Annotated in this window: 23 protein-coding genes; 18 read left to right on the top strand and 5 right to left on the bottom strand. The window is 58.5% G+C overall.

What is annotated here, in order from left to right; all coding sequences use genetic code 11:
* The first annotated feature begins 1 nt into the window (after position 1).
* Together B3527_RS05005 and B3527_RS05000 are read left to right on the top strand one after the other, a co-directional pair.
* On the top strand, positions 2–559 hold the full coding sequence (locus B3527_RS05005; RefSeq protein WP_290478729.1) for a hypothetical protein: 558 nt from the start codon (positions 2–4) through the stop codon (positions 557–559).
* Positions 560–808: 249 nt separating this feature from the next.
* Complete coding sequence (locus B3527_RS05000) at positions 809–1,219, top strand: VOC family protein (protein ID WP_206990805.1); 411 nt, start codon at positions 809–811, stop codon at positions 1,217–1,219.
* 72 nt (positions 1,220–1,291) lie between these two features.
* On the opposite strand, the gene B3527_RS04995 is transcribed toward B3527_RS05000, so the two are convergent.
* Positions 1,292–1,420, bottom strand: coding sequence for a hypothetical protein (locus B3527_RS04995; protein WP_255341991.1), 129 nt, complete (start codon positions 1,418–1,420; stop codon positions 1,292–1,294).
* A 482-nt stretch (positions 1,421–1,902) separates the two neighbouring features.
* Here B3527_RS04995 and B3527_RS04990 point away from each other — a divergent pair, with 482 nt between their 5' ends.
* From B3527_RS04990 to B3527_RS04980, 3 genes are all read left to right on the top strand, one after another.
* A complete protein-coding gene (locus B3527_RS04990; RefSeq protein WP_290478728.1) occupies positions 1,903–2,298 on the top strand; it encodes a hypothetical protein in 396 nt (131 codons plus the stop codon).
* 179 nt (positions 2,299–2,477) lie between these two features.
* Positions 2,478–3,572: a histidine kinase dimerization/phosphoacceptor domain -containing protein gene (locus B3527_RS04985; RefSeq protein ID WP_290478727.1), complete on the top strand. Its 1,095-nt coding sequence runs from the start codon at positions 2,478–2,480 to the stop codon at positions 3,570–3,572.
* A 430-nt stretch (positions 3,573–4,002) separates the two neighbouring features.
* A complete protein-coding gene (locus tag B3527_RS04980) occupies positions 4,003–4,779 on the top strand; it encodes a PhyR family response regulator anti-anti-sigma factor (RefSeq protein WP_206990802.1) in 777 nt (258 codons plus the stop codon).
* A 33-nt stretch (positions 4,780–4,812) separates the two neighbouring features.
* On the opposite strand, the gene B3527_RS04975 is transcribed toward B3527_RS04980, so the two are convergent.
* Both B3527_RS04975 and B3527_RS04970 read right to left on the bottom strand, forming a co-directional pair.
* Positions 4,813–6,951 (bottom strand): TonB-dependent receptor, encoded by a 2,139-nt coding sequence (locus tag B3527_RS04975; protein ID WP_290478726.1) that lies wholly within the window; start codon positions 6,949–6,951, stop codon positions 4,813–4,815.
* 57 nt (positions 6,952–7,008) lie between these two features.
* Entirely contained in the window at positions 7,009–7,311 is a 303-nt protein-coding gene (locus B3527_RS04970) for a hypothetical protein (protein ID WP_290478725.1), read from the bottom strand.
* A 160-nt stretch (positions 7,312–7,471) separates the two neighbouring features.
* Between B3527_RS04970 and B3527_RS04965 the strand changes: the two genes are divergently transcribed.
* The 3 genes from B3527_RS04965 to B3527_RS04955 all read left to right on the top strand — a co-directional run bounded on the left by B3527_RS04965 (position 7,472) and on the right by B3527_RS04955 (position 11,868).
* A complete protein-coding gene (locus B3527_RS04965) occupies positions 7,472–9,058 on the top strand; it encodes a hypothetical protein (protein WP_206990799.1) in 1,587 nt (528 codons plus the stop codon).
* 15 nt (positions 9,059–9,073) lie between these two features.
* A complete protein-coding gene (locus tag B3527_RS04960) occupies positions 9,074–9,850 on the top strand; it encodes a hypothetical protein (protein ID WP_156947803.1) in 777 nt (258 codons plus the stop codon).
* A gap of 95 nt (positions 9,851–9,945) precedes the next feature.
* Entirely contained in the window at positions 9,946–11,868 is a 1,923-nt protein-coding gene (locus B3527_RS04955; RefSeq protein ID WP_290478724.1) for a glycoside hydrolase family 9 protein, read from the top strand.
* Positions 11,869–11,871: 3 nt separating this feature from the next.
* On the opposite strand, the gene B3527_RS04950 is transcribed toward B3527_RS04955, so the two are convergent.
* Entirely contained in the window at positions 11,872–12,648 is a 777-nt protein-coding gene (locus B3527_RS04950; RefSeq protein ID WP_290478723.1) for an exodeoxyribonuclease III, read from the bottom strand.
* Between the two features lie 80 nt (positions 12,649–12,728).
* Here B3527_RS04950 and tatA point away from each other — a divergent pair, with 80 nt between their 5' ends.
* From tatA to secF, 9 genes are all read left to right on the top strand, one after another.
* A complete protein-coding gene (gene tatA / locus B3527_RS04945) occupies positions 12,729–12,944 on the top strand; it encodes a twin-arginine translocase TatA/TatE family subunit (RefSeq protein ID WP_034811537.1) in 216 nt (71 codons plus the stop codon).
* Positions 12,945–12,968: 24 nt separating this feature from the next.
* Complete coding sequence (gene tatB, locus B3527_RS16895; RefSeq protein WP_290478722.1) at positions 12,969–13,367, top strand: Sec-independent protein translocase protein TatB; 399 nt, start codon at positions 12,969–12,971, stop codon at positions 13,365–13,367.
* A complete protein-coding gene (tatC, locus tag B3527_RS04935; RefSeq protein WP_156947804.1) occupies positions 13,364–14,185 on the top strand; it encodes a twin-arginine translocase subunit TatC in 822 nt (273 codons plus the stop codon). The genes tatB and tatC overlap by 4 nt, the downstream gene beginning before the upstream one ends.
* Before the next feature lie 155 nt (positions 14,186–14,340).
* Positions 14,341–15,714 carry a serine--tRNA ligase gene (serS, locus tag B3527_RS04930; protein WP_290478721.1) on the top strand — a complete coding sequence of 458 codons (1,374 nt, stop codon included), beginning with the start codon at positions 14,341–14,343 and terminating at the stop codon, positions 15,712–15,714.
* Positions 15,711–16,472, top strand: coding sequence for a 5'/3'-nucleotidase SurE (gene surE, locus B3527_RS04925; protein ID WP_206990793.1), 762 nt, complete (start codon positions 15,711–15,713; stop codon positions 16,470–16,472). Before serS ends, surE begins: the two co-directional genes overlap by 4 nt.
* On the top strand, positions 16,460–17,113 hold the full coding sequence (locus tag B3527_RS04920) for a protein-L-isoaspartate(D-aspartate) O-methyltransferase (protein ID WP_290478720.1): 654 nt from the start codon (positions 16,460–16,462) through the stop codon (positions 17,111–17,113). The genes surE and B3527_RS04920 overlap by 13 nt, the downstream gene beginning before the upstream one ends.
* A gap of 94 nt (positions 17,114–17,207) precedes the next feature.
* Entirely contained in the window at positions 17,208–17,579 is a 372-nt protein-coding gene (gene yajC / locus B3527_RS04915) for a preprotein translocase subunit YajC (protein ID WP_051607524.1), read from the top strand.
* A gap of 48 nt (positions 17,580–17,627) precedes the next feature.
* Positions 17,628–19,235 carry a protein translocase subunit SecD gene (secD, locus tag B3527_RS04910; protein WP_206990791.1) on the top strand — a complete coding sequence of 536 codons (1,608 nt, stop codon included), beginning with the start codon at positions 17,628–17,630 and terminating at the stop codon, positions 19,233–19,235.
* 18 nt (positions 19,236–19,253) lie between these two features.
* A complete protein-coding gene (gene secF / locus B3527_RS04905; RefSeq protein ID WP_290478719.1) occupies positions 19,254–20,237 on the top strand; it encodes a protein translocase subunit SecF in 984 nt (327 codons plus the stop codon).
* 17 nt (positions 20,238–20,254) lie between these two features.
* Here secF and B3527_RS04900 read toward each other — a convergent pair whose 3' ends face one another.
* Positions 20,255–20,818 (bottom strand): TIGR00730 family Rossman fold protein, encoded by a 564-nt coding sequence (locus B3527_RS04900; protein WP_206990789.1) that lies wholly within the window; start codon positions 20,816–20,818, stop codon positions 20,255–20,257.
* A 154-nt stretch (positions 20,819–20,972) separates the two neighbouring features.
* Here B3527_RS04900 and B3527_RS04895 point away from each other — a divergent pair, with 154 nt between their 5' ends.
* Complete coding sequence (locus tag B3527_RS04895; RefSeq protein ID WP_290478718.1) at positions 20,973–22,811, top strand: ABCB family ABC transporter ATP-binding protein/permease; 1,839 nt, start codon at positions 20,973–20,975, stop codon at positions 22,809–22,811.
* Positions 22,812–22,815 lie beyond the last annotated feature (4 nt).

Here is a 22,815-nt window from a genome sequence, read left to right as displayed (position 1 = left end):
GTTGATCCAGTTAGAAAGACAAGTAGATATCCTAGCGCGCCTGATCGAACGATCGCGCGCGTATTTCGACTTGTACAAATTTATTGAAGGTAGCGATTATCGTCCGCAGATAATCGATCAGATGAATGAATACTTTTGGTTCTTTCGATTCCAAGGGCACATTTTGAGGTATGTGCTCATTGTTGAACTGGGCGCGTTGTTCGAGAAAACGAATAAAAGTGTGTGTTTCCAGTCTGTGTTAGAACGTGTGAAGTCCCGGATTCATCATGTTAAACACGCGGAACTCACGCAAGTGCTTGAGGGCACTCACGTAGTTTCAAGTAAGGTTAGCACCCTGCGCAATAAGGCTTTTGCTCATCGTGATTCACGATTGGATTTTGACGATGCATTTAAGGAAGCAGGTATCACGCTCAATGAAATTGAATCGTTGATTGAAGCGTCTAAGGCATTGGCGGATAAGCTTTGCGACGAGTTTGAAGTAAGACCGCCGGCTTTTACAACCGTTGAGACCATCGGCGATTGCAAGCGGCTTTTTAGACAGCTTGGAAGCGAAGTGTAGGCGAGGTTCGTCTAGTAATGCATTGGCCTCGCACTGCTCGTTACTAGTCATCCCGGAATTTGCGCAGCAAACATGCGGGACCCAGTTTTCGCAATCCCGCGCTCGTGCCTCGACTTCGCTCAGCATGAGCGCTCGGCAAGGAAGGGTACGTTCAGGTGTAACCGACAAAAGATCAGCCAGTTGACCTCAACCTAGGTTGAGCAATTACAACACGGCCTTACTCTCAGCATGCGCATGAAAGGCCCGTCCATGATCCTCAACCAGATTACCATACCCTGCCTCGATTACTCCGCCAGCGTTGCTTTTTATGAGGCGCTGGGCATGGTGCAGATTGTGGAGGCTCCGCCGCGCTATGCCCGATTCGAGAGCCCAGATGGCAGCGGCGCGACCCTGTCGCTCCATACGGTCAGCCCGCCGGTCGGCGCGTCTGCGGGCTCCGGCACGGTGATCTATTTCGACCATCCCTCCGCCGACGCGCTGGATGCGCATGTCGAAGCGTTGAAAGCGCAGGGGCTTGTCTTTGACAGTCCACCGACTGACGAATCCTGGGGCTGGCGCGAGGCACGGCTGCGCGACCCGGCGGGCAATGAAGTCTGCCTGATGTTCACCGGAAGGGCTCGCCGCTTCCCGGACTGGCGCGTGGATGGTCGCGCTAGCTGAGCCGTTTGAGCGCACGCGGCCAGGCGTGAGGATACGCCCGGCCGTCGCGCATTCAGATCTGCGGCGAAGGCGTCAGCGCTTCTTCTTCTCGACGCCCAGCATGGAGTCGGCTTTCAGCGTCGGGTTCGACGCATTGGTCTTGGGCTTTTCCGCTTTGGGCTTGCGGATTTCCTTGTTCGACTTCTTCTGACCTTTGGCCATGAGGGTCTCCTTTGGCTTGCGCCATTTGGTGCGGCGCAGGAAACCGGGCGCCGGCGATCCGGGCAGAAACAGTCATTGCAGAGGGACTTGCCGGGCAGGTGCACCCGGAATGGCGCAGCGGCATGGGAGTCAGATAGGCGCGCATTGCAGCGAATGTAAGGCGTGTCCACGCGGCGGGGTTTCGCGCCTCCGGCTGAGCCGCGCCGACCCGCCCGCGCTGATGCTTCGACTTCGCTCAGCATGAGCGCTATAGGGCGGGCGATGCCTGATGGACTCATCCTGAGCGAAGTCGAAGGATGACTGGTTGCGGTCAAGCCCGCATCCGGATCCCGGATGAATCCTGCAGATTTTGCGGGATGACAAGATTGGTAGCTGACGGAGCGCAATCCTGTCCCCCCTCAAATCAGCCCATCCTGCCGCAGGCATTGCCCCGAAAATAAACTTGTCCTCCCCCTCTGTGGACGGAGGTAGAATAGGCGGTGATGGACTGCTCGCTGTTCTCCCCCATTCAGAACCTGCCCTGGTATCTCTACCCGGTCTGGCCATTGATCTTCTGGCGTATCCAGCGCCTGAAGGCATGGTTCCGGCGCGCGGGCGGGCCGGGCTCGCAAATGCTGTGGGGCGTGGACGCGCGGGGCAGGGTGACCATCCTGGCCCTGTCGGACGATTTGTCAGGTCGCAAACGCGCGCCATTGCCGGGGGCGGAGCCTTCGCGCGCCCTGCATGCTGCGCTGAGCGGGAAATTGCTGGATGCCAGCCCCGCCGCGTGCCGCGCGAAAGGGCCCGGACAATGGCGCGATGGATGCGTCCACTCTTGGGCCGTTTATGGACCAGTTATGGACACGTACGGCGCCATATTGCCTTTGCCGGACACCTGACCCGGCCTTTTCCTCCCGACATTTCCATCCTGACCTCCAAGCGCCTTCACGGGCGTCGCCTCTGTTGGCGCATGGCCCCCGATCCGCCCGGTGCGGCGGGGCGCACTTAAGGCTGTTTTTTTTGAAGTTTCGGCTATAGTAGGTGCCAGTCCCGCAACACGAACTGGAATATCTGCTGCATGAAAGCCGCCCCGCACCCTCAACAAGCGCTCCGGCTGGAAACCCTTCGCAAGTATGAAATCCTCGATACGCCGCGCGAGACGGATTTCGATGAGATCGTGGAACTGGCCTCGAAGATCTGCAATGTGCCGATCTCGGTGGTCAATCTGATCGATGAAGACCGCCAATGGTTCAAGGCCGAAGTCGGCATTGGCGCGCGCGAAACCCCGCTGGTCACCTCGATCTGCTCGCACGTCGTGCTCAGCTCCGATTTTGTCGAGATCAACGACACCCACAAGGATCCCCGCACGGCCGACAATGAACTCTGCATGCCCGCAGATGGCTTGCGCTTCTATGCCGGCGCGCTGCTCAAGGCGAAGAACGGCATGCCAATCGGAACGCTCTGCGTGCTGGACAACAAGCCCAATGCGCTGAATGATTTCCAGAAGGCTGCCCTTCACACGCTTGCCCGCCAGGTGATGCGCGAACTGGATCTGCGCCTCGCGCTGAGGGAGCAGAAAGTCCAGCGCAACGAGATCGACCACCGCGTCAAGAACTCCCTCCAATCCGTCGCCTCGCTCGTGCGGGTCTACAAGGGCCGCGCGGAACGGGGCGAGGATATGGCTGACGCCTTTGACGCCATCGGCCGCCGCATCGAAGCCACCGCTGCGCTCCACCAGATGCTGCATGACTCGCCGCTGGATGATGCCGTCATGATGGATGACTTCCTCAAGGAAATTGCCAGCCTGCTGCAGGATTCCGCGCCAGACAATGTCAGCATTTCCTGCGAGGCATCGCCGGTTGCCATCTCGACCTCGGTGGCCAGTTCCATCGCTGTTATCGTCAGCGAGTTCGTGGCCAATTCCATCAAGCACGCCTTTGTCGACAGCCAGTCCGGCCATGTCGCCATTTCCGGCAAGTCCCTGGCGGACGGCACGCTCGAAATCACCTGCGAGGACAATGGCGACGCAAACCCGGAATCGACCGCCGCCAAGACATCCGCCAGCGGGCTCGGTAAGCGCATCATGAAAGCGTCAGCCAGCCAGATCGGCGCGACGTTAGAAAACGGACCGGGCCCCAAAGGCTATCGGATGGTGTTGACCCTTCCAGGATGAGCCCGCTCGCAACCCTTGGTGGCTTACGCTTTGGGAGTGAACCGGCTCTCTCAGGCGCTTGAATGACAGCTGGAACTGCTAAAACTTGACCCTGCGCGACGCAGATGCTGGTGAGTGGGGCTCATCCTGTAGTAAATGCAGCAGAACGCGAGGCGCGGACGTCGCTGAGTGAGGGCCGGCTGCCTCGGAACAACAAGCTTGTGGGAGCGCCCACAACTCAATCGCTGTGATCTGGGTTGTGTTGAAAACACTGCAGAAATGGCGAGTGGATGACGGAAAAAGCACGCGAGAGTGGCACCGCCGGGAATCAGCGACATATATTGTTCTTAAGGCTCGGTTATGCATTTGTGCCGAACACGATGGTTAAGGCGGGTTGGCCATCCGTTGTGTCCAGTTTAGGACGCCATCGAACAAGGGGGACGAAAGCGCGATGCTCTCAGACTTGATATCATCTGAACTGCCTTATCTGCGGCGCTATGCGCGCGGACTGATGGGAGAACAGCAGAACGGCGACGAAGCTGTTGAGGATATGATCGAGTCGTTGATCTTCCGGATCTCGGTCGCTCCCGACCTCAAGTTCCAGAAGGCAGACCTGTTTGCCGAGCTCGACAAATCGATCAGCAAGAGCGTTTCTGAACTGTCCGACGAGACTGGTATTGCCAAGATCATGAATGCCATGACCACACTTCAGCGGCGCGCGCTGTTGTTGACGGTTGTGGAGGGCTTTTCCGTTCAGGAAGCCGCCCGAATTCTGGCCGTGACGATCACTGATATCGAAGACATGCTCAGGGAAGCGGAAACAAATATCGCCAATGAGGTCAGTACAACTGTCCTGATCATCGAAGACGAGTCGATGATTTCCTATCAATTGTCGCAGATCGTCAAAGAGGCTGGCCATGAAGTCGTCGGAATTGCAACGACGCAGACCGAGGCGGTCGAACTGGCAGCAGAACAGACGTTTGGACTGATCCTGTCAGATTTGCGCCTCGCCGACGGATCCGTTGGAATTGACGCTGTGAAGGAAATCTTCGCGAACATGAATTCCGAAGTGCCGGTCATCTACATCACCGCCTATCCGGAAATGTTGCTACAGGGGCAGGACAACGAGCCCTCTTATCTGATCCCGAAGCCATTCGAGCCACTGCATGTGCGCACGGTGGTGGATCAGGCGATTCTTTCCGCGTTTCTTGGGCAGGAAACGGCCTGACTTGCGCTTGGGCAAATCAGGCCTGATCCGGTTTTAGAATGAGACCCTGATCCCCATGCGAATGTTGCGGCCCGGTGCCGGAACCGCATCCTTCAGAACTGACGTCGAATACCGCACTTCCTCGTCTGTCAGGTTGCGGCCTTCCACGAACAGCTGTGTGCCATCCTTGCCAAAGCCAGCTTCAGCCAGATCAATTGCCGCGCGCAGGCCCGTCGTTACGTAGCCATCGGTAGGCAGAATACCTGCACCTGGATCATCCTGGTCGGCTGCCGCCGTCAGGGTCCAGCCAGCAGACCAGAGACCCCAATCAGCGTCCAGGGCCGCATGGAATGTGAGCGGCGGCAGATAAGGCACGTTGTTGCCATCATTCAGTTCGCCTTCAACAATATCCAGGCTGGCCGAGGTCACCCAGCTGGCACCGAGCAGACCCTCCGGGAACCGAGCTTCAGCCTCAATCTCTGCACCTGTGAACTTCGCGCCCTGTTGCTGGAACAGGAAGACCGGAAGTTCATCCAGCTCATCAACTTCCAGTCCATCTTCTATCGCGACGCCCGGCGTCAGATAGATGAAGCCGTCGAAGTCCGCATGAAAAACGTTGCCGCTGATGCTGAAGAGATCATTTTCCCAGCGGAGCGAGGCTTCGATATTCGTGCCTTTCTCCTTGTCGAGTGAGGAGTCACCGATTTGATACTGGCTCGTCGCAAGGTGTGGACCATCAGCGAACAGTTCGCTTTCATTTGGTGCGCGCTCAGTATAGCTGACCTGACCGCCGATCCACCAGCCTGATGCCACATGTCTGTGGCCACCAGCGGATGCGCTGAACAGATCGAAGCTCCGTTCGCCCTGAACATCATTGTCGAGCTCGGTACTGTCGAAGCGAAGCCCCCCTTCCAGAACCGAATAATCGTCCAATTGCAAGGTCTCGAACACGAAGGCACCGAACGTCTTCGTTGAAGTGGGAGTCAGGAAGGCTTCGTCCCCATCTGCGCTGAAGTCCTTATCGAGGAATTGGACACCGGCTGCACCCTCGATCTCACCAAATTGATGACCGAGCTCCAAGCGTCCTTCCGTCCCCTCCGTCGTGAACTTCGTTCCGGGTTCGCCTGGGCCTTCGAATTCGACATGCTCATAGTCAGCATAGGACAAATTCCCCGAGATACGGGTCAGAGGGCCCGCATCCAGCTTCGCGCCACCCCGAATATCATAACGGGTCTGTTCCAGATCGATAAACGGGGATTCTGCCTCGTGGCTTTCCTCTTCCTCATGGTCCTCATCGTCGTGCTCTTCTTCCTCATGCTCATCATGTTCGTGGCCTGAAACGCCATAGCTCGACATTTGCTGACGCAGGGCGAAGCCGAGGAATGCGTCTTCGCCAACCCACGAGATGCCGGCTGAGTAGGTTTCAGACTGAAGGAAGGAGTTTTCCATCGTGTCGCGGACTTCTTCATGCTCCTCGTGCTCTTCGTGTTCCTCTTCGCTCTCTTCTTCATGCTCGGCTTCTTCAGCCGCGCGTGCAGCAGAAGATTCGGCAAAGCCCGGAATATCGTAGTCACCGAAGTCACGTGCAGAGGCTGATAGTGTCAGCACAAGCGGGCCCGTCGCAAAGCGTGCCTTTCCGCCCGCCTCTGTACCTTCATTCACACTATTGTTCGCGGCGAAGCCCTCAAATGACACCGGTTCATCCGGCAGGCTTTCGACGATCAGGCCGTCAATGACATTGACGACGCCGCCAATTGCCTGGCCGCCATAGGCCAAAGCCGCCGGACCGCGCAGGATTTCAATCTTCTCGGCGTCGATACCATCAGTTGCGACCTGATGGTCCGGCGAGGCGGCAGAGGCATCGAGCGCGCCGATTCCATTCGTCAGAACCAGGACGCGCTCAGCGCCAAGACCCCGCAAGACCGGGCGGCTCGCGCCTTGCCCGAAAAAGGTCGTGGACACACCGGCTTCTCCAGCCAGTGTGTCGCCGAGTGTGCCGGAGAGCTTCTCGATGATTTCTCCGCGATTGATCGCGGTGACGTTACCGACCATTTCGTCGGTGTCCCGTTGAGGGCCGACGCCGGTCACAATGACCGTATCAAGTGTCTCGGGGGCGTCCTGAGCGAAGGCAAGGGGGCTGACGCCCAGCATTAGCGATGCCGCAACGACGCGGCGGGAGATATGGGATTTCATGTTCCGGGAGTCCTTCAGACAATAGGGAATGCCACCCGCAGGCGGCAGAATTGGTCGCTATTGCTGAAGGGAAGGCGGACTTCGCGGCGGTGGGGCGCGGCCGGGCGGCCGGGTCCATGTTGGCTGCGAAAATTGCGGCTCGGTGACCTTGGTTTCGATTGCGTAAATATACGGACTGGCCGGCACATCCGGCAGTACGATTTGAATGCTCGCCACAGCAGTCAGGTCGCAAGTAACCCCGTAGTGATCGTGCGGCTGGTCGGCATGCGCCGCGGCATGCCCCAGCGCCAGCGCCTGAACGAAAACGAACAGGGCTGCGAGGAATGCCAAACGGTGTGTATGAGACGGCCGGACGCGCATGGTTATTCTGTTACATTTTCGTGAGCTGAGCCGCAAGCACCAACGCACGTAAAAACATTACGATCCGCACTTCCTGCTTCAGCTTTCACGCTTCAGTAACCAAGGCAGCCCATCTTCGCGAAAGTTAATGAAAAGCCTTGAGCTGTTAAGAGGATGTAGCATGTCGAAAAATGCTGTGCGCTGGGGCGCAGATGTTGGTTGCCAGAGCAAAGTCAAGCCGCTGGAAATCCGCAACGACCTTTCCGATCATGGGCTGAAGGGCAAGCGCGCCCAAGGGTATTTGGGGCTGAATCGCCAATTCACGAAGGTGACAGCGAAGAAGGACGGCCGCGACGGCCTCCCGGCGTCTGATGCGTCGACCCCTGATCAGTGGAGTGAATGCGAGCAGCAGATCGCTGAACGCGCAGAAGACGTGCGCCGCGGTCTCGGGACATGGCTGACCACGACGGCGGCGTCGGTGCGCAATTACATCAGCGACTATACGCCGATAGATATTTATCCGGACCAGCTGCGCGAGGCGATCAAGTCCGAAGAGAACGAATACCGTCACTACGAGCTGGACGATGTGCATGATGCGAAGGAGACGCATTCGGCAGCAATCATCGAGCTTCAGCAATTCAAACTGCGTCATGGAGACCGGATCGGGGATCGCACGCCGGACATCAAGAAGAACATCGAACAAGCTGTTGCGATCCTGATCTTCATCATGATCCTTGAGGGCGGTTTCAACGCACTTCTGTTCAAGGACGCGCAGTCCAATGGCCTGATGGGCGGCCTGATGATTGCCTTCGGCGTGTCTTCGGTAAATGTCGTGTTTGGCGTGATCGCAGGCTTCTTTGGCCTGCGTTATCTGAACCATCCGGCGCTTCCGGCGAAGATCATGGGCGGTACCATAGCGATGGTCTTCGTCCTGGCCGGCATCTTCCTCAATTTCTTTGTCGCGCATTTTCGCGACGCAGTCGAAACGGGACTGCTTGCGGCGACAGAGGCGGGGACGCTCGGAACCTTCTCAATGTTCTCGATTGCGCCCGGCGACGTCGTCATGTCGATGTTCCCGAACATCTTTGGCCTGGAAAGCTTCCTCGCCCTTGGCCTGCTCTTCATGGGGCTCGCTGTGTTCGGGCTGGCTGTGTATGAAGGCTATGACCGAATTTCCGATCGCTACCCTGGCTATGGCCGTGTCTGGCGCAAGGAGCGCCGCGCCTATGAGCGTCGCCAAGAAGTTCGTAATGGCGTGCGGGATGATCTGTCCGATTACTTCTCTAGCTGCCGTCTGTGGTTTGAAACTCAGCAATCCCGCCACGTCTCAGCCAAGCGTGAGATCGAAAAGGCCATGAACCTGCTCGAAACCCGCCGCGATTATGCGTCTGCGATTGCAGCCCGCGCCGCCGATCAGGAGCGCAGCCTGAAAGTCGCCTATCGTCAGGCCCATCGCCGTGCGCGCAACGCCAATCGTGACCGTCTGGGTGATCAGGCCCCGTGCCCGGAATATTTTAGTGAAATCGTCACACCACAATTGCCGCCGTTCGACTATTCCAAGGAGCGGGATCAGGCGAACAAGGCGATTGCAGCGATTGACAACAATATCAAAGCGCTGAACCAGACCCGCGAATGGCTTGAACAGCACATCCAGCAGGTCCAGAAAGGCCTGTCCTCAATCGAGAAGAAAGTTGCTGACGAAATCGGCAAAGTCCGCGAGGCCAAGGGATCTACGCATGTTCCCGTGGACCAGGCTCGCCGGGCCTAGAAGGAGACATAAGGGATGCCACGTCGCAGAAGTGACAAAGGCCCATGGTTCTGGCGTGGAATGATTGCGCTGATGCTGGGTGTCGTATTTGCCTTGTTCGCCGTTGTGGCGTTCAATCAGCCGCCATCCCTGATGGCTGATTCCAGCTGCCGTATGGACCGCAAGGACCCGGCCCATACGATCATCCTGATCGACCAGTCGGACCCGTTCAATCCGAATGATCTGGATTGGGTCTATGAGTTCGTGGACGCTGAAGCCCGCGCCCTGCCCAAATACGGACGTTTGACGGTCATGACGCCGAACGCGGCAAGCCCTTATGATCCAAAGCTTGTTTACTATGCGTGTTCGTCGGGGAGCGCTGCAGAGGCCAACCCGATCTTCCAGAACCCGAAAATGATCGAGCAAACTTGGCAGACCCAGTTCTATGCGCCGCTTTTGGAGAATGTTGAAGCAGCACTGACCGACACGCGCCAGCCGAGTTCCCCGCTCGTTGAAGCTGTGTACTCGATCGCCGACCGCGCCGATTTCCAGGCTGGTGAAACCAATCGCCGGATCGTGCTGGTCTCCGACCTGATGCAGCATTCGGAAGGGTTCAGCTTTTACCGCCTTGGTGCCGATTATGAGGCCTATCTGGACTCAGATCTGGCCAAGATGAGTCCGGCTCTGGAAAACGTCGATGTCGTTGCCCGTATCGTGCCACGTCAGATCTATGACCTGCCCATGGCCGACGTTAAGGCGTTCTGGCGTGCCTATTTCAGCGAGGCGGGCGCGGATTATGGCTCGGTGAACTGACTTCACCGCCCCTATTTAGGTCTCGCGATCGAGGTTGTTTGGCCCTATTATTGCAAGCTGAAGCCCAAAGAAGGCGCAGTAAAGGGAAGAAACTTATGTTCAACCTCCGCAAAGCAAGTCTGGCCGCGATGGCATCGGCCGCACTGTTGGCCGGGTGTTCGTCGGTTCCCGTGCCTGAGGAAGCTGGCATGGCCAGCGGCGCCAGCGTGGTGACGCCGAAACAGCAGGAATATCTGGCAGCGTTCAACGCGCCGCGCGGGCCGGTTCGTGCGACCCAGACCGGCATTCGCCCCGGATATAATTTTGTCGGCGTCGCCGAAACCGATCTCACCGAAACCCTTGAATGGCAGATCGTTGCGCCGAATGGGGTTGTGGTCGAGCAGGGGCGCACAATTCCCTACGGATTTGACAGCGGCTCCGGCGCCAACGTCCAACTGGTTGTGACCAGCGGACTACGCACGCCAGCGACCAACCTCGTGCTGGTTGTGGAGGGTGTTGGAAAGAGCCATCCATTTGACGTTTCGGAAGATATCTTCCGCGACCTCAAATACGATACGTTGAGATACTTCTACCACAACCGTGCCGGCGTTCCGATTGAATCCGAGCATGCTGGCGGCGAGCAGTGGGCGCGTCCGGCCGGACACGAAAAAGAAGTGCTGACCTGTTTCCATGGCAAGGACATGTACAAGATCAGCTGGCCCCGCTGTGACTATACGCTGGATGTCTCCGGCGGGTGGTATGATGCCGGTGACCAGAGCAAATATGTGGTGAATAGCGGCATCAGCGTCTGGACGTTGCTGAATGCCTATGAGCGCGGCACATCCGGATTTGAGGATGGCGCGACGAACATTCCGGAATCCGGTAACGGCCTGAATGACCTGTTGGATGAGGCGCGCTACAATCTCGACTACATGCTCGCCATGCAGGCGCCTGACGGCTCAGAAGCCGCCATTGTCCAGGGCAACATGAAAGGCAAGTGGCAGACCAAGGCACCGAAGATGACGGATGTATCCGGTATGGTGCATCACAAATCAGGTAATACCGAGTGGCCATCGCTGCCGATGATGCCTCACAAAAACACTGGCCCCCGTGCCCTGTTCGCACCCTCCACGGCGGCGACCCTGCATGTGGCGGCCGTTGGCGCGCAGTGTGCCCGTGTGTTCCGCGGCGTCGATGATGCGTATGCCGACAAATGCCTCGCGGCAGCCAAGCGCGCCTATGCCGCGGCGCAGCGGATTCCAGATGCATATGCCTATGGAAATTTCCCCGGCACAGGGCCCTACGGCTCGACTGATATTCGAGGTGAGTTCTATTGGGCCGCCGCTGAAATGTACGTCACTACAGGCGAAACCGCCTATGCCGATGACCTGAAGACCTATCAGGGCGAGCTGGACGCATGGCCAGTCAGCGGCCTTCAGGAGCCCAACTGGGGCGACACGATGGGCCTCGGTATTCTGTCGTTGGCGCGTGTTGCTCCGGACGAATCCCTGCGGAATGAGGCGGCTGAAGGTTTGCTGCAGACGGCAGATGCGTACCTCACTCAAATTCGGTTTGAAGGATACCAGATCCCCCTCAATCGCGGTGTCTGGCCGTGGGGATCGGTTGGAACTCTGGCCAATCGCGGTCTTATTCTTGGCACTGCCTACGACATGACCGGCAACGTTCAGTATCGCGATGGCGCGTTGGACCTGTTGGATTACATCCTTGGCCGAAACCCCCGCGATATCTCGTACATTTCCGGCCATGGTGAGAATGCCTTCAAGGCTCCGCATCACCGTCATTGGGCCGGCGCACAGTATCGGGGATTCCCGCTTCCGCCTCCGGGCGCTGTGTCGGGTGGACCGAACAACACCAATCCTGCTGGTCCGGTTTCCAGGGCCATTATTGACGAATGCCAGGCCCAGACCTGCTACGCCGACCACGTAGACGCGTATGAGCTGAACGAAGTGGCGATCAACTGGCAGGCGGCAACGTTCTGGCTGGCAGCCTGGGCCGACGACATTGACCGTGCGAAATAAGCGCTAGTCTTCGAAGACGCCGATGACCGGCACATGGTCTGAAGGTTTCTCGAGCTCGCGGGCCTTGCGATAGATCTCTACCGATTGGAGTCTGTCGCAAGCCTGGGGCGAGCAGAGCAGATGGTCGATCCGGATGCCGTGATCCTTTTTGAAAGCGCCGCCCTGATAATCCCAGAACGTGTACTGGTGTGCACGATTATCGGTCAGTTCAAAAGAATCCGCCAGACCCAGATATTTCAGTTTCCGGAATTCTGCGCGCGTCTGGGGCAGGGCGAGTGCGTCGTCCTGCCAGACGGTTTCGTCCCAGCAATCGGCAGGTGTGGGGATGCAATTATAGTCGCCGCAGAGGACGAAGGCTTCGTCCAGCTTGAGCAGCTCACGCGCATGCCGTTCCAGCGCGTCCATCCATTCCATCTTGTAGTCATACTTCGGGCCGGGGGCAGGGTTTCCATTCGGCAGGTATAAACCGCCCACACGGATTGGGGTGTCGCTGAGGATCAGCGCCTCGATATAGCGCGCCTGTTCGTCTTCGATCGTTGGCAACCCTTTGGTCACGTCTTCAATCTCGTGCTTGGAGAGCAGGGCGACGCCATTATAGCTTTTCTGGCCGAGAACAGCGCAATTCCAGCCGCGTTCCTCCAGTTCCAGATAGGGAAACGCGTCGGTCTCGCACTTGATTTCCTGGAGGCAGACGACGTCGCAATTGATGGCGTCGAGGACTTCCAACACTGTGGGAAGCCGTGCCTTGATCGAGTTGACATTCCATGTGGCGATACGCATGGCTGTTCTTTAGCAGCTTCGTTCCATTGTTCCAGCGTGAGCTGCTGTATATATTCAGGGAATTCTTGAAGGAGAGAGGCATGTCGCCAAGCTGGATTCAATTGCTGATCGTCGTGGTCGTTGCCCTCCTTCTGTTCGGTGGACGTGGTCGCATCTCCTCCATCATGGGCGACATGGCCAAGGGTATCGGGGCCTTTCGCAAGGGCCTGAAGGATGAGGAAGAGACCAAATCCGTCGACAATGACGACATGGTCAACGTCACCCCGAAGAAAGACGAGACGAAGGCCTCGTCATAAGCTGCCGAGTGGAGGGCGCTTAGCATGCTGCCCGGAATCGGGTTTTCCGAACTCCTGTTGTTGGGCCTTGCGGCGCTGATCATTGTCGGCCCCAAGGATCTGCCCATGATGATGCGCCGGGTTGGCCAGTTCGTCGGCAAGGGCCGCGCCATGGCACGTGAATTCCAGGCTGCCTTCGAAGATATTGCCCGCCAGAGCGAACTCGACGAGCTCCGCAAAGAGATCGAAGATCTGAAGAAAGACAACACGATGCAGAAGGCGCAGGACGATTTGGCCGCCTTTGAGGCGGACGTGAATTCTGCGGTCATGGAAAAGAGCCCGCCGCCCAAACCCGCCGCGCCGGCAGTGGAAACAGCGTCTGAGCCGAATTCCCAGCCAGCAACACCACCGGCCTCGCCGAAAACCGGGGATGATGCTGCGTGACCCACGTGCCGCCGAAGGACGAACAGCCAGACTTCACCGATGATGAAGTCGAGGCGAGCCGGGCTCCGCTGCTGGAGCATCTGGTCGAGCTGCGCGCGCGCCTGATCAAGGCTTTGCTGGCGCTGTCGGTCGCCTCGATTGTCTGCTTCTTCTTCGCCGAGCCGATCTATGACTTCCTGCTGGCGCCATTTGCGCGCGTGGCCGAAGGCATTCGCGGGGCGCCGCTGGAGTTGATCTTTACTGGCCCGATGGAGTTCTTCTTTGCCAAGCTGAAACTCGCCGTATTCGCCGGCATTTTCCTGTCCTTCCCGTTTATCGCCTGGCAGGTCTACCAGTTCGTGGCACCGGGCCTTTACAAGAATGAGCGCGGGGCCTTCTGGCCGTATCTGGTCTTTGCACCCTTGCTGTTCACGCTCGGCGCGGCGTTTGTCTATTTCCTGATGCTGCCCATGCTGGCGCGGTTCTCGGTGTCGCAGGAGAATATCGACAGCACGGTCGCAACCATCAAATTATTGCCCCGCGTATCGGAATATCTCTCGCTGGTAATGGCGTTGATGCTGGCCTTTGGCCTGTCGTTCCAGCTGCCGGTGATCCTCAGCCTGCTGGGGCGGATCGGGATCGTTTCCTCTGACGCGCTCGCCAAGGGTCGGAAATATGCCATTGTCGGCATTCTCTGCTTCGCGGCCTTCTTCACCCCGCCCGATGTAATCTCGCAGATACTGCTGACCGTTCCAGTCCTGATGCTCTACGAAATCTCCATCTGGTGCGTGAAACTGATCGAGAAGAAGCAGGCCGAAGAGGATGCTGCGAGGGAATAAGAAATTGTGCGGCGATTTCCCCGAGCAGGCCCACGATGAGTGCTGGGTGCGGCTCCACGTCCCAATTTCCCAAAATGCCTAAGCATATCCCCCGGTTGCAGGCAGGCCCGGCGCGGATTAGAGCAATGACCGACTGATCAGACAGGACCACGCACATGTTCGACATCCGCGCCATCCGCGAAAACCCCGAGGCTTTCCGCGCCGCCTGGAACCGGAAGAAGCCAGAGCTTGGCAATGTGGTGGACGATATTCACGCGCATGACGCGGCCCTGCGCACGGCTGTCACGGACAAGCAGGAAGCGGAAAAGCTGCGCAACGAGACCTCCAAGCTGATTGGCCGGGCCAAAGCCTCGGGCGATGAGGCGGAGTTCGAGCGCCTGCGCAAGGTCGTGGCCGACGCCAAGGACACGATTGAAGCGGCGGGCGAACAGGAAGAAGCCGCCCGCAAGCTGCTCGACGATCTGCTCTATGGCCTGCCGAACATTCCGCTGGCCGAAGTGCCCGAAGGCCAGGACGAGGACGGCAATGTCGAGCAGGCCCGCTGGGGCGAGCCGAAAACCTATGATTTCGAGGTGAAGGACCATGCCGATCTCGGCGAAGCCCTCGGCATGATGGATTTCGAAACTGCGGCCAAGATGAGCGGCGCACGTTTTGTTTTGCTGAAAGGCAAGCTCGCGCGCTTCGAGCGTGCGCTTGCCGCTTTCATGCTGGACGTGCAAACCGAAGAGCATGGGTACACGGAATGCTCGCCGCCGCTGCTAGTCAAAGATCAGGCGCTCGTTGGCACAGGGCAGTTGCCAAAGTTCGACGAAGACTTGTTCAAAGTCACGGGTATCGATTCAAAAACCATGGCATACCTGATTGATCGGTATGGTGCGAAACACGCCGAAATTTTGGCTGAAGTAGAGAAACTCGAGTCGAAATTTTACCTCATCCCCACCGCTGAAGTTCCGCTGACAAACATTGTCCGCGACAGCATCATCGAGCCCGGCGAACTGCCGAAACGGTTCACCGCTCATACGCCTTGCTTCCGCTCTGAAGCGGGTAGCGCGGGACGCGACACGAAGGGCATGATCCGGTTGCACCAGTTCAACAAGGTCGAGATGGTCTCGGTCGTCGCGAATGAGGAAGAGGGGCTGGCCGAACTCGAGCGCATGACCGAATGCGCCGAGGCCATCCTGAAAAAGCTCGACCTGCCATTCCGCCGCATGCTGCTCTGCGCAGGCGATATGGGGGCAGGGGCACGCAAGACCTATGACCTCGAAGTCTGGTTGCCGAGCCAGGACACGTATCGCGAAATCAGCTCATGCTCCTATTGCGGCGACTATCAGGCCCGCCGCATGAGCGCACGCTATCGACCGGAAACTGGCGCCAAGCCCGAATTCGTCCACACGCTGAACGGCTCCGGCCTCGCGGTCGGCCGCACGCTCGTGGCAATCCTCGAAAACTATCAGAATGAAGACGGCTCCATCACCGTCCCGGAAGCCCTGCGCAACTACATGGGCGGCCTTGAGGTGATTTCGGCATGAGAATCCTGCTGACCAATGATGACGGCATCAACGCGCCGGGCCTTGCTGTGCTGGAAGACATTGCGCGGGAAATTTCTGACGATGTCTGGATCGCCGCGCCGGAAGAGGAACAGTCCGGCAAGGGCCGCGCCATTTCGCTGACCCATCCGGTCCGTACGCGCGAAGTGGGCGACAAGGCCTGGGCCGTGGCGGGCACGCCGTCCGACTGCGTCCTGCTGGCGACGCACAATCTGATGCCGGAAAAGCCGGACCTTGTGCTGTCCGGCGTCAATCGCGGCCAGAACATTGCCGAGGATACCAGCTTCTCCGGCACGATCGCGGCGGCGCTGTTCGGTATGCAGCTCGGCATTCCGTCCATCGCCCTCAGCCAGTCGCAGAGCTTCCGCGAGCGCGGCTCCCTGCCTTGGGACACCGCCCGGGCTTGGGGCAGCAAGGCGATCAAGCCGCTGATCGAGCATGGTTGGCCTGGCGATGCGGTGATGAATGTGAACTTCCCGGATGTTGAGCCCGATGAGGTGAAGGGCATCCAGATCACCCGTCAGGGCTTTCGCGACGAATCGATCATCCATACCGACCGCCGCGAAGACCTGCGCGGCAATGATTATTACTGGATCGGGTACAAGGGCAAACTCTCCAAACCGGATGCTGGCACCGATTTGCGGGCGATCTATGACGGCTATGTCTCCATCTCCCCGCTTCATGTGGACTTGACGCATGAAGTATTCCTCCGGACGCTGCGGGAGCTATGGAAGACCTGATCACCGATCCATTCCGTGCCGCCCGACTTGTCCTGCGCTTGCGTCAGGAGGGGGTCACGGATGATGGCGTGCTGAGAGCGATGGAAACGGTCGACCGGGGAGCCTTTGTCGATGATCCCGCCCTGAAAGACCTTGCCTTTGCTGACTGCGTGGTGCCCATCCCGTGCGGCCAGACAATCCCGCGCCCGGCGGCGACCGGGCAATTGCTTCAGGCGCTGGGCCTCGGCCGCGAGCGCAAGGCGCGTCTTCTGGTGATTGGCATGGGGTCTGGATATATCGCCGCATTGGCCGGTCAGCTTGCCGCGGATGTGTTTGGCGTCGAGCGGTACAACAAGCTGACCGATCATGCGCGCCAACGGATTGTGAGCCTTGGCCTCGACAATCTTGCGGTGCGCTACGGCGATGGCCTGCTCGGCTGGGCTGAACGCGGGCCATATGACCGCGTCCTCATCACGGGGCTAGTGGATGCGATCCCCCAGGCTCTGTTCGACCAGCTCAAGCCCGGCGGATTGGTGATCACACCGATGCAACACGAAGGGCGCCAGCAGATTGCGCGGATGGCGCGCGACGGCACAACTGAATGGTTCGGCCTGTCGCATGAGTTGGCGCCTATGGTGCCGGGAAGTTCCCAGGCGCTATAGTTGCAGTGGTTTCATCTGCAGGGCTTGTTTGCCAATGCAACTGCCCACAGCTATAGGAGCAACACATTTTCAGGGGTCTATGGGAGAGAACCAAATGCTGACCAGACTTGCCACGCTGACCGCAGGCGCCGCCATTGTAACACTGCCGGCCTTGGCGCAGGCCGCGCCAAGCGCGTCGGGTCCGAGCATCATGAGCCAGGTGCTACTGTTCCTGCCGCTGATCCTGATCTTCTACTTCCTGCTGATCCGCCCGCAGCAACAGCGCGCGAAGAAGCACAAGGCCCTGATCGAGAACATCAAGAAGGGCGATACGATCGTCACGTCCGGCGGCATCGTCGGCAAGGTGACCAAGGCGGGCGACGAGGAAGTCACGGTCGAACTGGCCGAAGGCGTTCGCGTCCAGATCATCAAGCAGATGGTGATCGACGTTCGTGGCAAGAACCAGCCTGTCGCCGCCAACGATTAAGGGCCTGCAGGGCCCGCTTGCGGCCCTTCGCATGACAAGGAATTCCGCATGCTTCAGTTTCCACCTTGGAAGGTCGCGCTTGTTCTTCTGACACTGGCATGGGGTGTCGTCATGGCGCTGCCGAATGTCGTGAACATGGATGATGCGCCGGGTTTCATGCCCAAAAAGGGCGTTAATCTCGGCCTAGACCTTCAGGGCGGCGTTTACCTGATGATGGAAATCAATCCAGACGAGGTGATTGCCAACCGTCTGGAAGTGTTTGCCGGTGATGTGCGCAGCGCGTTTACCAATGTGACGCCGTCCGAGCGTATTGGCCATCTGCCAGACGTGAAGGGGCGCCAGCTGGAGATTACGCTGACGCGTCCTGACGCCGAAGGCAACTTCCCGATGGACGAGGCGCTCCGTCGTATGCGCAAGCTGAACGGCAATGTGGAAGGCGCGATTGGCGGCGCGAAGACGTACGAAATCGAACAGCTCGGCACAGACCGGATTCTCGTCACGGTTCCCGCCGCATCAGAAGAAGCGTTGATGAAAGACGCGCTGGGCAAGACGATGACCATCGTTCGTCGCCGCGTCGATCCCGACGGTGTTTCCGAAATCTCGATCACGCCGCAGGGCAATGACCGGATCATTCTTGAGGCGCCAGGCGAGCCCGACCCGCAACGCTTGAAGGATTTGCTCAGCCGTGACGGCAAGATGACGTTCAATCTTGTTGATGACAGCCCATCCGCGATCACCTCGGCGCAGGCAGGCGTGGCGCGCGCGGGCTATCGCTTGCTGGAAGGGCCGACGACCGGGGCGCTGCTTGTGCGGAACATTCCGGAAGTGACCGGCGCAGATATTGCCAACGCAGCGCAAGGTTTTGACGAAGGTAACCGGCCACAGATTACGTTCCGCCTCAACAGCAATGGCGCCCGGAAATTCTACGACACGACCCGCAACAATTCCGGCAAGCTTTTTGCGATTGTTCTGGATGATGTGATCATGTCAGCGCCGCGCATCAATGAACCGATCCCCGGCGGCAATGTTCGCATCACGGGTGATTTCACCCAGGAAGAGGCTCAGGACCTTGCCGCGATCATCGAGGCTGGTGAAATGCCAGCCAAGGTCCAATTCCTGGATCAGCGCACGGTCAGCGCCACGCTGGGGCATGACTCCATTCGCGCCGGTACACGTGCATCCATGATCGGCCTCGCGCTTGTGGCGATCTTCATGATCATTGCTTATGGCCTGATGGGAGGTTTTGCCGTTGGCTCGCTTGCGGCGAACATCGTTCTGATTCTTGGGGCGCTCTCTGGGCTCGGCGCTACGCTGACCCTGCCGGGTATCGCAGGCATCATCCTGACCATCGGTATGGCGGTCGACGCCAACGTGCTCGTGTTTGAACGTATCCGCGAAGAACAACGCAATGGGCGCTCTCCCCTCACGGCCGTTCAGGCCGGGTATGAACGTGCCTTTTCGACCATTCTCGATGCGAACGTTACAACCCTGATCGCCGCCATCATTCTCTACCTGCTCGGTTCAGGACCGGTGAAAGGCTTCGCCGTGACGTTGGCCATCGGTATTGTCACATCGGTGTTCACCGCCTTTGTCGTGACCCGCTGGTTCACGGTCATGTGGTTGAAAACCTTCCGTCCCAAGAAGCTCGCGGTCTAGGCCCGGAGGAGATACGATATGCTACTCAAATACTGGCCCCAAAAGACCAATCTGAGCTTCATGAACCTTCGCCTGATTGGCGCAGTTGTCTCAGCGGTGCTGATTGCATCTTCCATCTTCTTCCTCGCGATGCGGGGTCTCAACTTCGGTGTCGACTTTGCCGGTGGAACAGTGATGGAGCTGGAGCAGACGGACACAATAACTGTGGAAGGTGTGCGTCAGGCGATGCCACTCAACGCCGATGTGAACAGCGCGGTCGGCACCGATGCTCGCAGTATCGTGGTCGTGAAATACGGCGAAGCAGATGCGTCCATTCTCGGGGAAGAATTTCAGGCGCTGTCTGCCACCGACCAGGCCGAACGCGCAACGGGCGCGACCAACGAACTGGTGACAGAAACGCTGAAAGAGGCGCTGGGCATAACTGACGAGCAGATACTCCGCAACGACTCGGTGGGCCCCAAGGTTTCGCAGGAATTGTTTAGGGACGGGATCACGGCGCTGATTGCAGCCCTTGCGCTGATGCTGGTCTATATCTGGTTCCGGTTCGAGTGGCAGTTCTCGGTCGGCGCCGTGGCGGCGCTCGCACATGACGTGATCATCACGCTCGGCGTGTTTGCGTTCCTTCAGATGGAATTCAACCTGACCACTATTGCGGCCCTGCTGACAATCATTGGTTACTCGATGAACGACACGGTCGTTGTGTTTGACCGGGTGCGTGAAGAGAAGCGCAAGTATAAGAAGATGGCCGACAAGGAGGTTATCGACCTTGCGCTGAATGGCACGCTATCCCGGACCTTGCTCACCTCTGGCACGACCCTGTTGGCTTTGATGGCGATCTTCTTTCTGGGCGGTCCAGTCCTGCGCGGCATGAGCTTCGCGTTGATCTGGGGCGTATTTATCGGGACGTACTCGTCCATCTTCATCGCCTCGACCATCGTTCTGGCGTTGGGCATGGATCTCAACAAGAAACCGATTGAGGATGTTCCAGGCTTTCAGGGCTGAACGCGCCTGTCCCCGGCCTAATTGTCCAGGACGATAACCTTGTCCATCAGCGCGTCGATGGCTTGTTGTGGCGTATCGCTGTGAACCAGTGATGCACGGAAGCCTTCCGGTGTGAACTTGCCGTCGATGATGTGTTCCATCAGTTCGAAGAAGGGCGACCAGAATCCGTCTTCGTCGAGGAAGGCCATTGGCTTGGCATGCAGGCCGAGGCGTGCCCAGGACAAGATTTCGACAGCCTCTTCCAGCGTTCCGATACCACCTGGCAAAACGATGAAGGCATCAGACTCATCAAACATCATCTGTTTACGGGTGTGCATATCGTTGACGATGCGATGCTCAACATCCTCGTAGATGCGTTCCTTGTTGAGCAGGAAGCGTGGCATGATGCCCAGCACATCGCCTGCGGACTCATGGGCTGATCGCGCGCAGGCCCCCATCAGGCCAACGCCGCCTCCGCCATAGACGAGGCGGATATCGCGTTTGGCCAATTCGCGGCCCAATTCTTCGGCCAGCTTGATATAGCCCGGCTGAACATCGTCGGACGCGCCGCAATAAACGCAGATGGATTTGATATTCGTCATGCGGGGTTCACCTTTCATACCTGCCTCAGCGAGGCGTGCCGTTGCCCTATATGGGGCCTCGTATTCCTCGACCAGTGACAATTTCAGGACGTTTCGCTGTTCGGCGCAACATGCAGGGTTTGCTGATCTGTCATTTTGTTCCCATATGCGGGCGATGACGAATCCTCACGCTGCCGCCGCTGACCATGACAAGATCGAAAGCGCTGATGGCGGGATCGGCGCCTCCATTCTGCGAATCCTGAAGCTGCTCGCGCGGCCGGAACTGTCGAAATGGCGGCCAATCATGGTGATCGCAATCTTGATCACACTCGCTGCTTCGGTGTTGGAAGTGATTTCGCCCTTGCTGCTGGGACACGCGATCAACCGCGCTGTTCCGGAAGGTGGCGAAGCGGCGGCCTTCGGCGCGGCCGCATATTGGCTCGCGGTCGGGATTGGTGTCCGCTTTCTTGCTGCGGCCATGCCGCAGGTGCGCGACTGGCTGTTTTCTCCCGTCAGTCAGGACGCACAACGCGTCGCCAGCGTGGACGCTTTCGGGCATGCGCAGTCTCTTTCTCTGAACTTCCACCAGACTCGGCGGACCGGCGCACTCAATCGGGTCATCGAGCGCGGTGCCAGTGCCATCGACTATTTGATTCGCTTCCTCGCCTTCAATATAGGGCCGACCTTCGTGCGGCTGGTGCTTGCCTCCATCGCGCTCGGCGTCGCTTATGATTACCGCCTGTCCCTGATCGCGGTCTTCACGATCATCATCTATGTCATCGCCACGGTAATCATCACCGAATGGCGCGTGCGCCAGCGCCGCCGAATGAATGAAGCCGACACGCATTTCCGAGCGACCTCTGTCGACATTCTGACAAATTTCGAAACCGTGAAGGCTTTCGCTGCAGAACGCCGCGAAACCGGCCGGTTCAACGACGCGATGCGCAATTACAATCATCGGTATGTCGATGCTGTCCGGTCCATGTACGTCCTGAACGCAACGCAAGCGGTGGTAATGAATGCAGGCTTGTTGGCGGTGCTCGTCCTGTCGGCCTGGAATGTCATTCAGGGAACCATGTTGGTCGGCGACCTGACAGCCGTCATGCTGATGCTGCTGTCACTCTATGCGCCGCTGAATATTCTCGGTTGGGCCTGGCGCGAGATCAAGCAAGGCGCGGTGGACCTCGAAAAGCTCTACGGGCTGCTCGCCATGAAAACCGAAGTGGCGGATGCGCCAGATGCGATGCCATTGTCGAAGCCGACTGGGCATGTCGAATTCCGCAATGTGGGTTTCAATCATGAAGGCCGTGCAGTTGGCGTGCAGGATGTCAGTTTTGACTTGCTGCCCGGCCGCAAGGTTGCGTTTGTCGGCACATCTGGGGCGGGAAAGTCGACGCTGCTTAAGCTCCTGTTCCGCTTCTACGATGTCGATCAGGGCAGCGTGTTGGTCGATGGGCATGATGTGAGATCGCTGACACAGGAATCCCTGCGCAAGGCGCTTGGGCTCGTGCCTCAGGACGTTGTTCTGTTCAATGACACGATCCGGTCCAACATCGCTTACGCTCGTCCCGATGCCAGCGACGAGGAGCTGCGGGATGCTGCGCGCCGGGCGCAATTACTCGATTTCATCGAATCGCTGCCCGATGGTTGGAAAACACGCGTTGGCGAGCGAGGCTTGAAACTGTCTGGGGGTGAGAAGCAGCGCGTGGGAATTGCCCGCGTGATTCTGGCCGATCCGTCCATCCTCGTGCTGGACGAGGCCACGTCAGCGCTGGACAGTGCGACGGAAGAGGCCGTGCAAGACGCGCTTGAGGATGCCGCCGAGGGGCGTACGACATTGATGGTCGCCCACCGCCTGTCTACTGTGAAATCTGCTGACGAGATCATCGTTCTCGATGCCGGGCGAGTGATTGAGCGCGGCACACATGCAGACCTGCTGGCAAAAGGCGGCAAATATGCTGATATGTGGGAAAGACAGGCCAAGAGCGCGGAGATCGCGCTCGCTGCGGAATAGAAAA

The organism is Hyphomonas sp. UBA4505 (assembly GCF_002388685.1).
Lineage (GTDB): Bacteria > Pseudomonadota > Alphaproteobacteria > Caulobacterales > Hyphomonadaceae > Hyphomonas.
The sequence above is the reverse complement of the archived record's forward strand: the minus strand, read 5'-3'. Positions and strand labels throughout refer to the sequence as shown.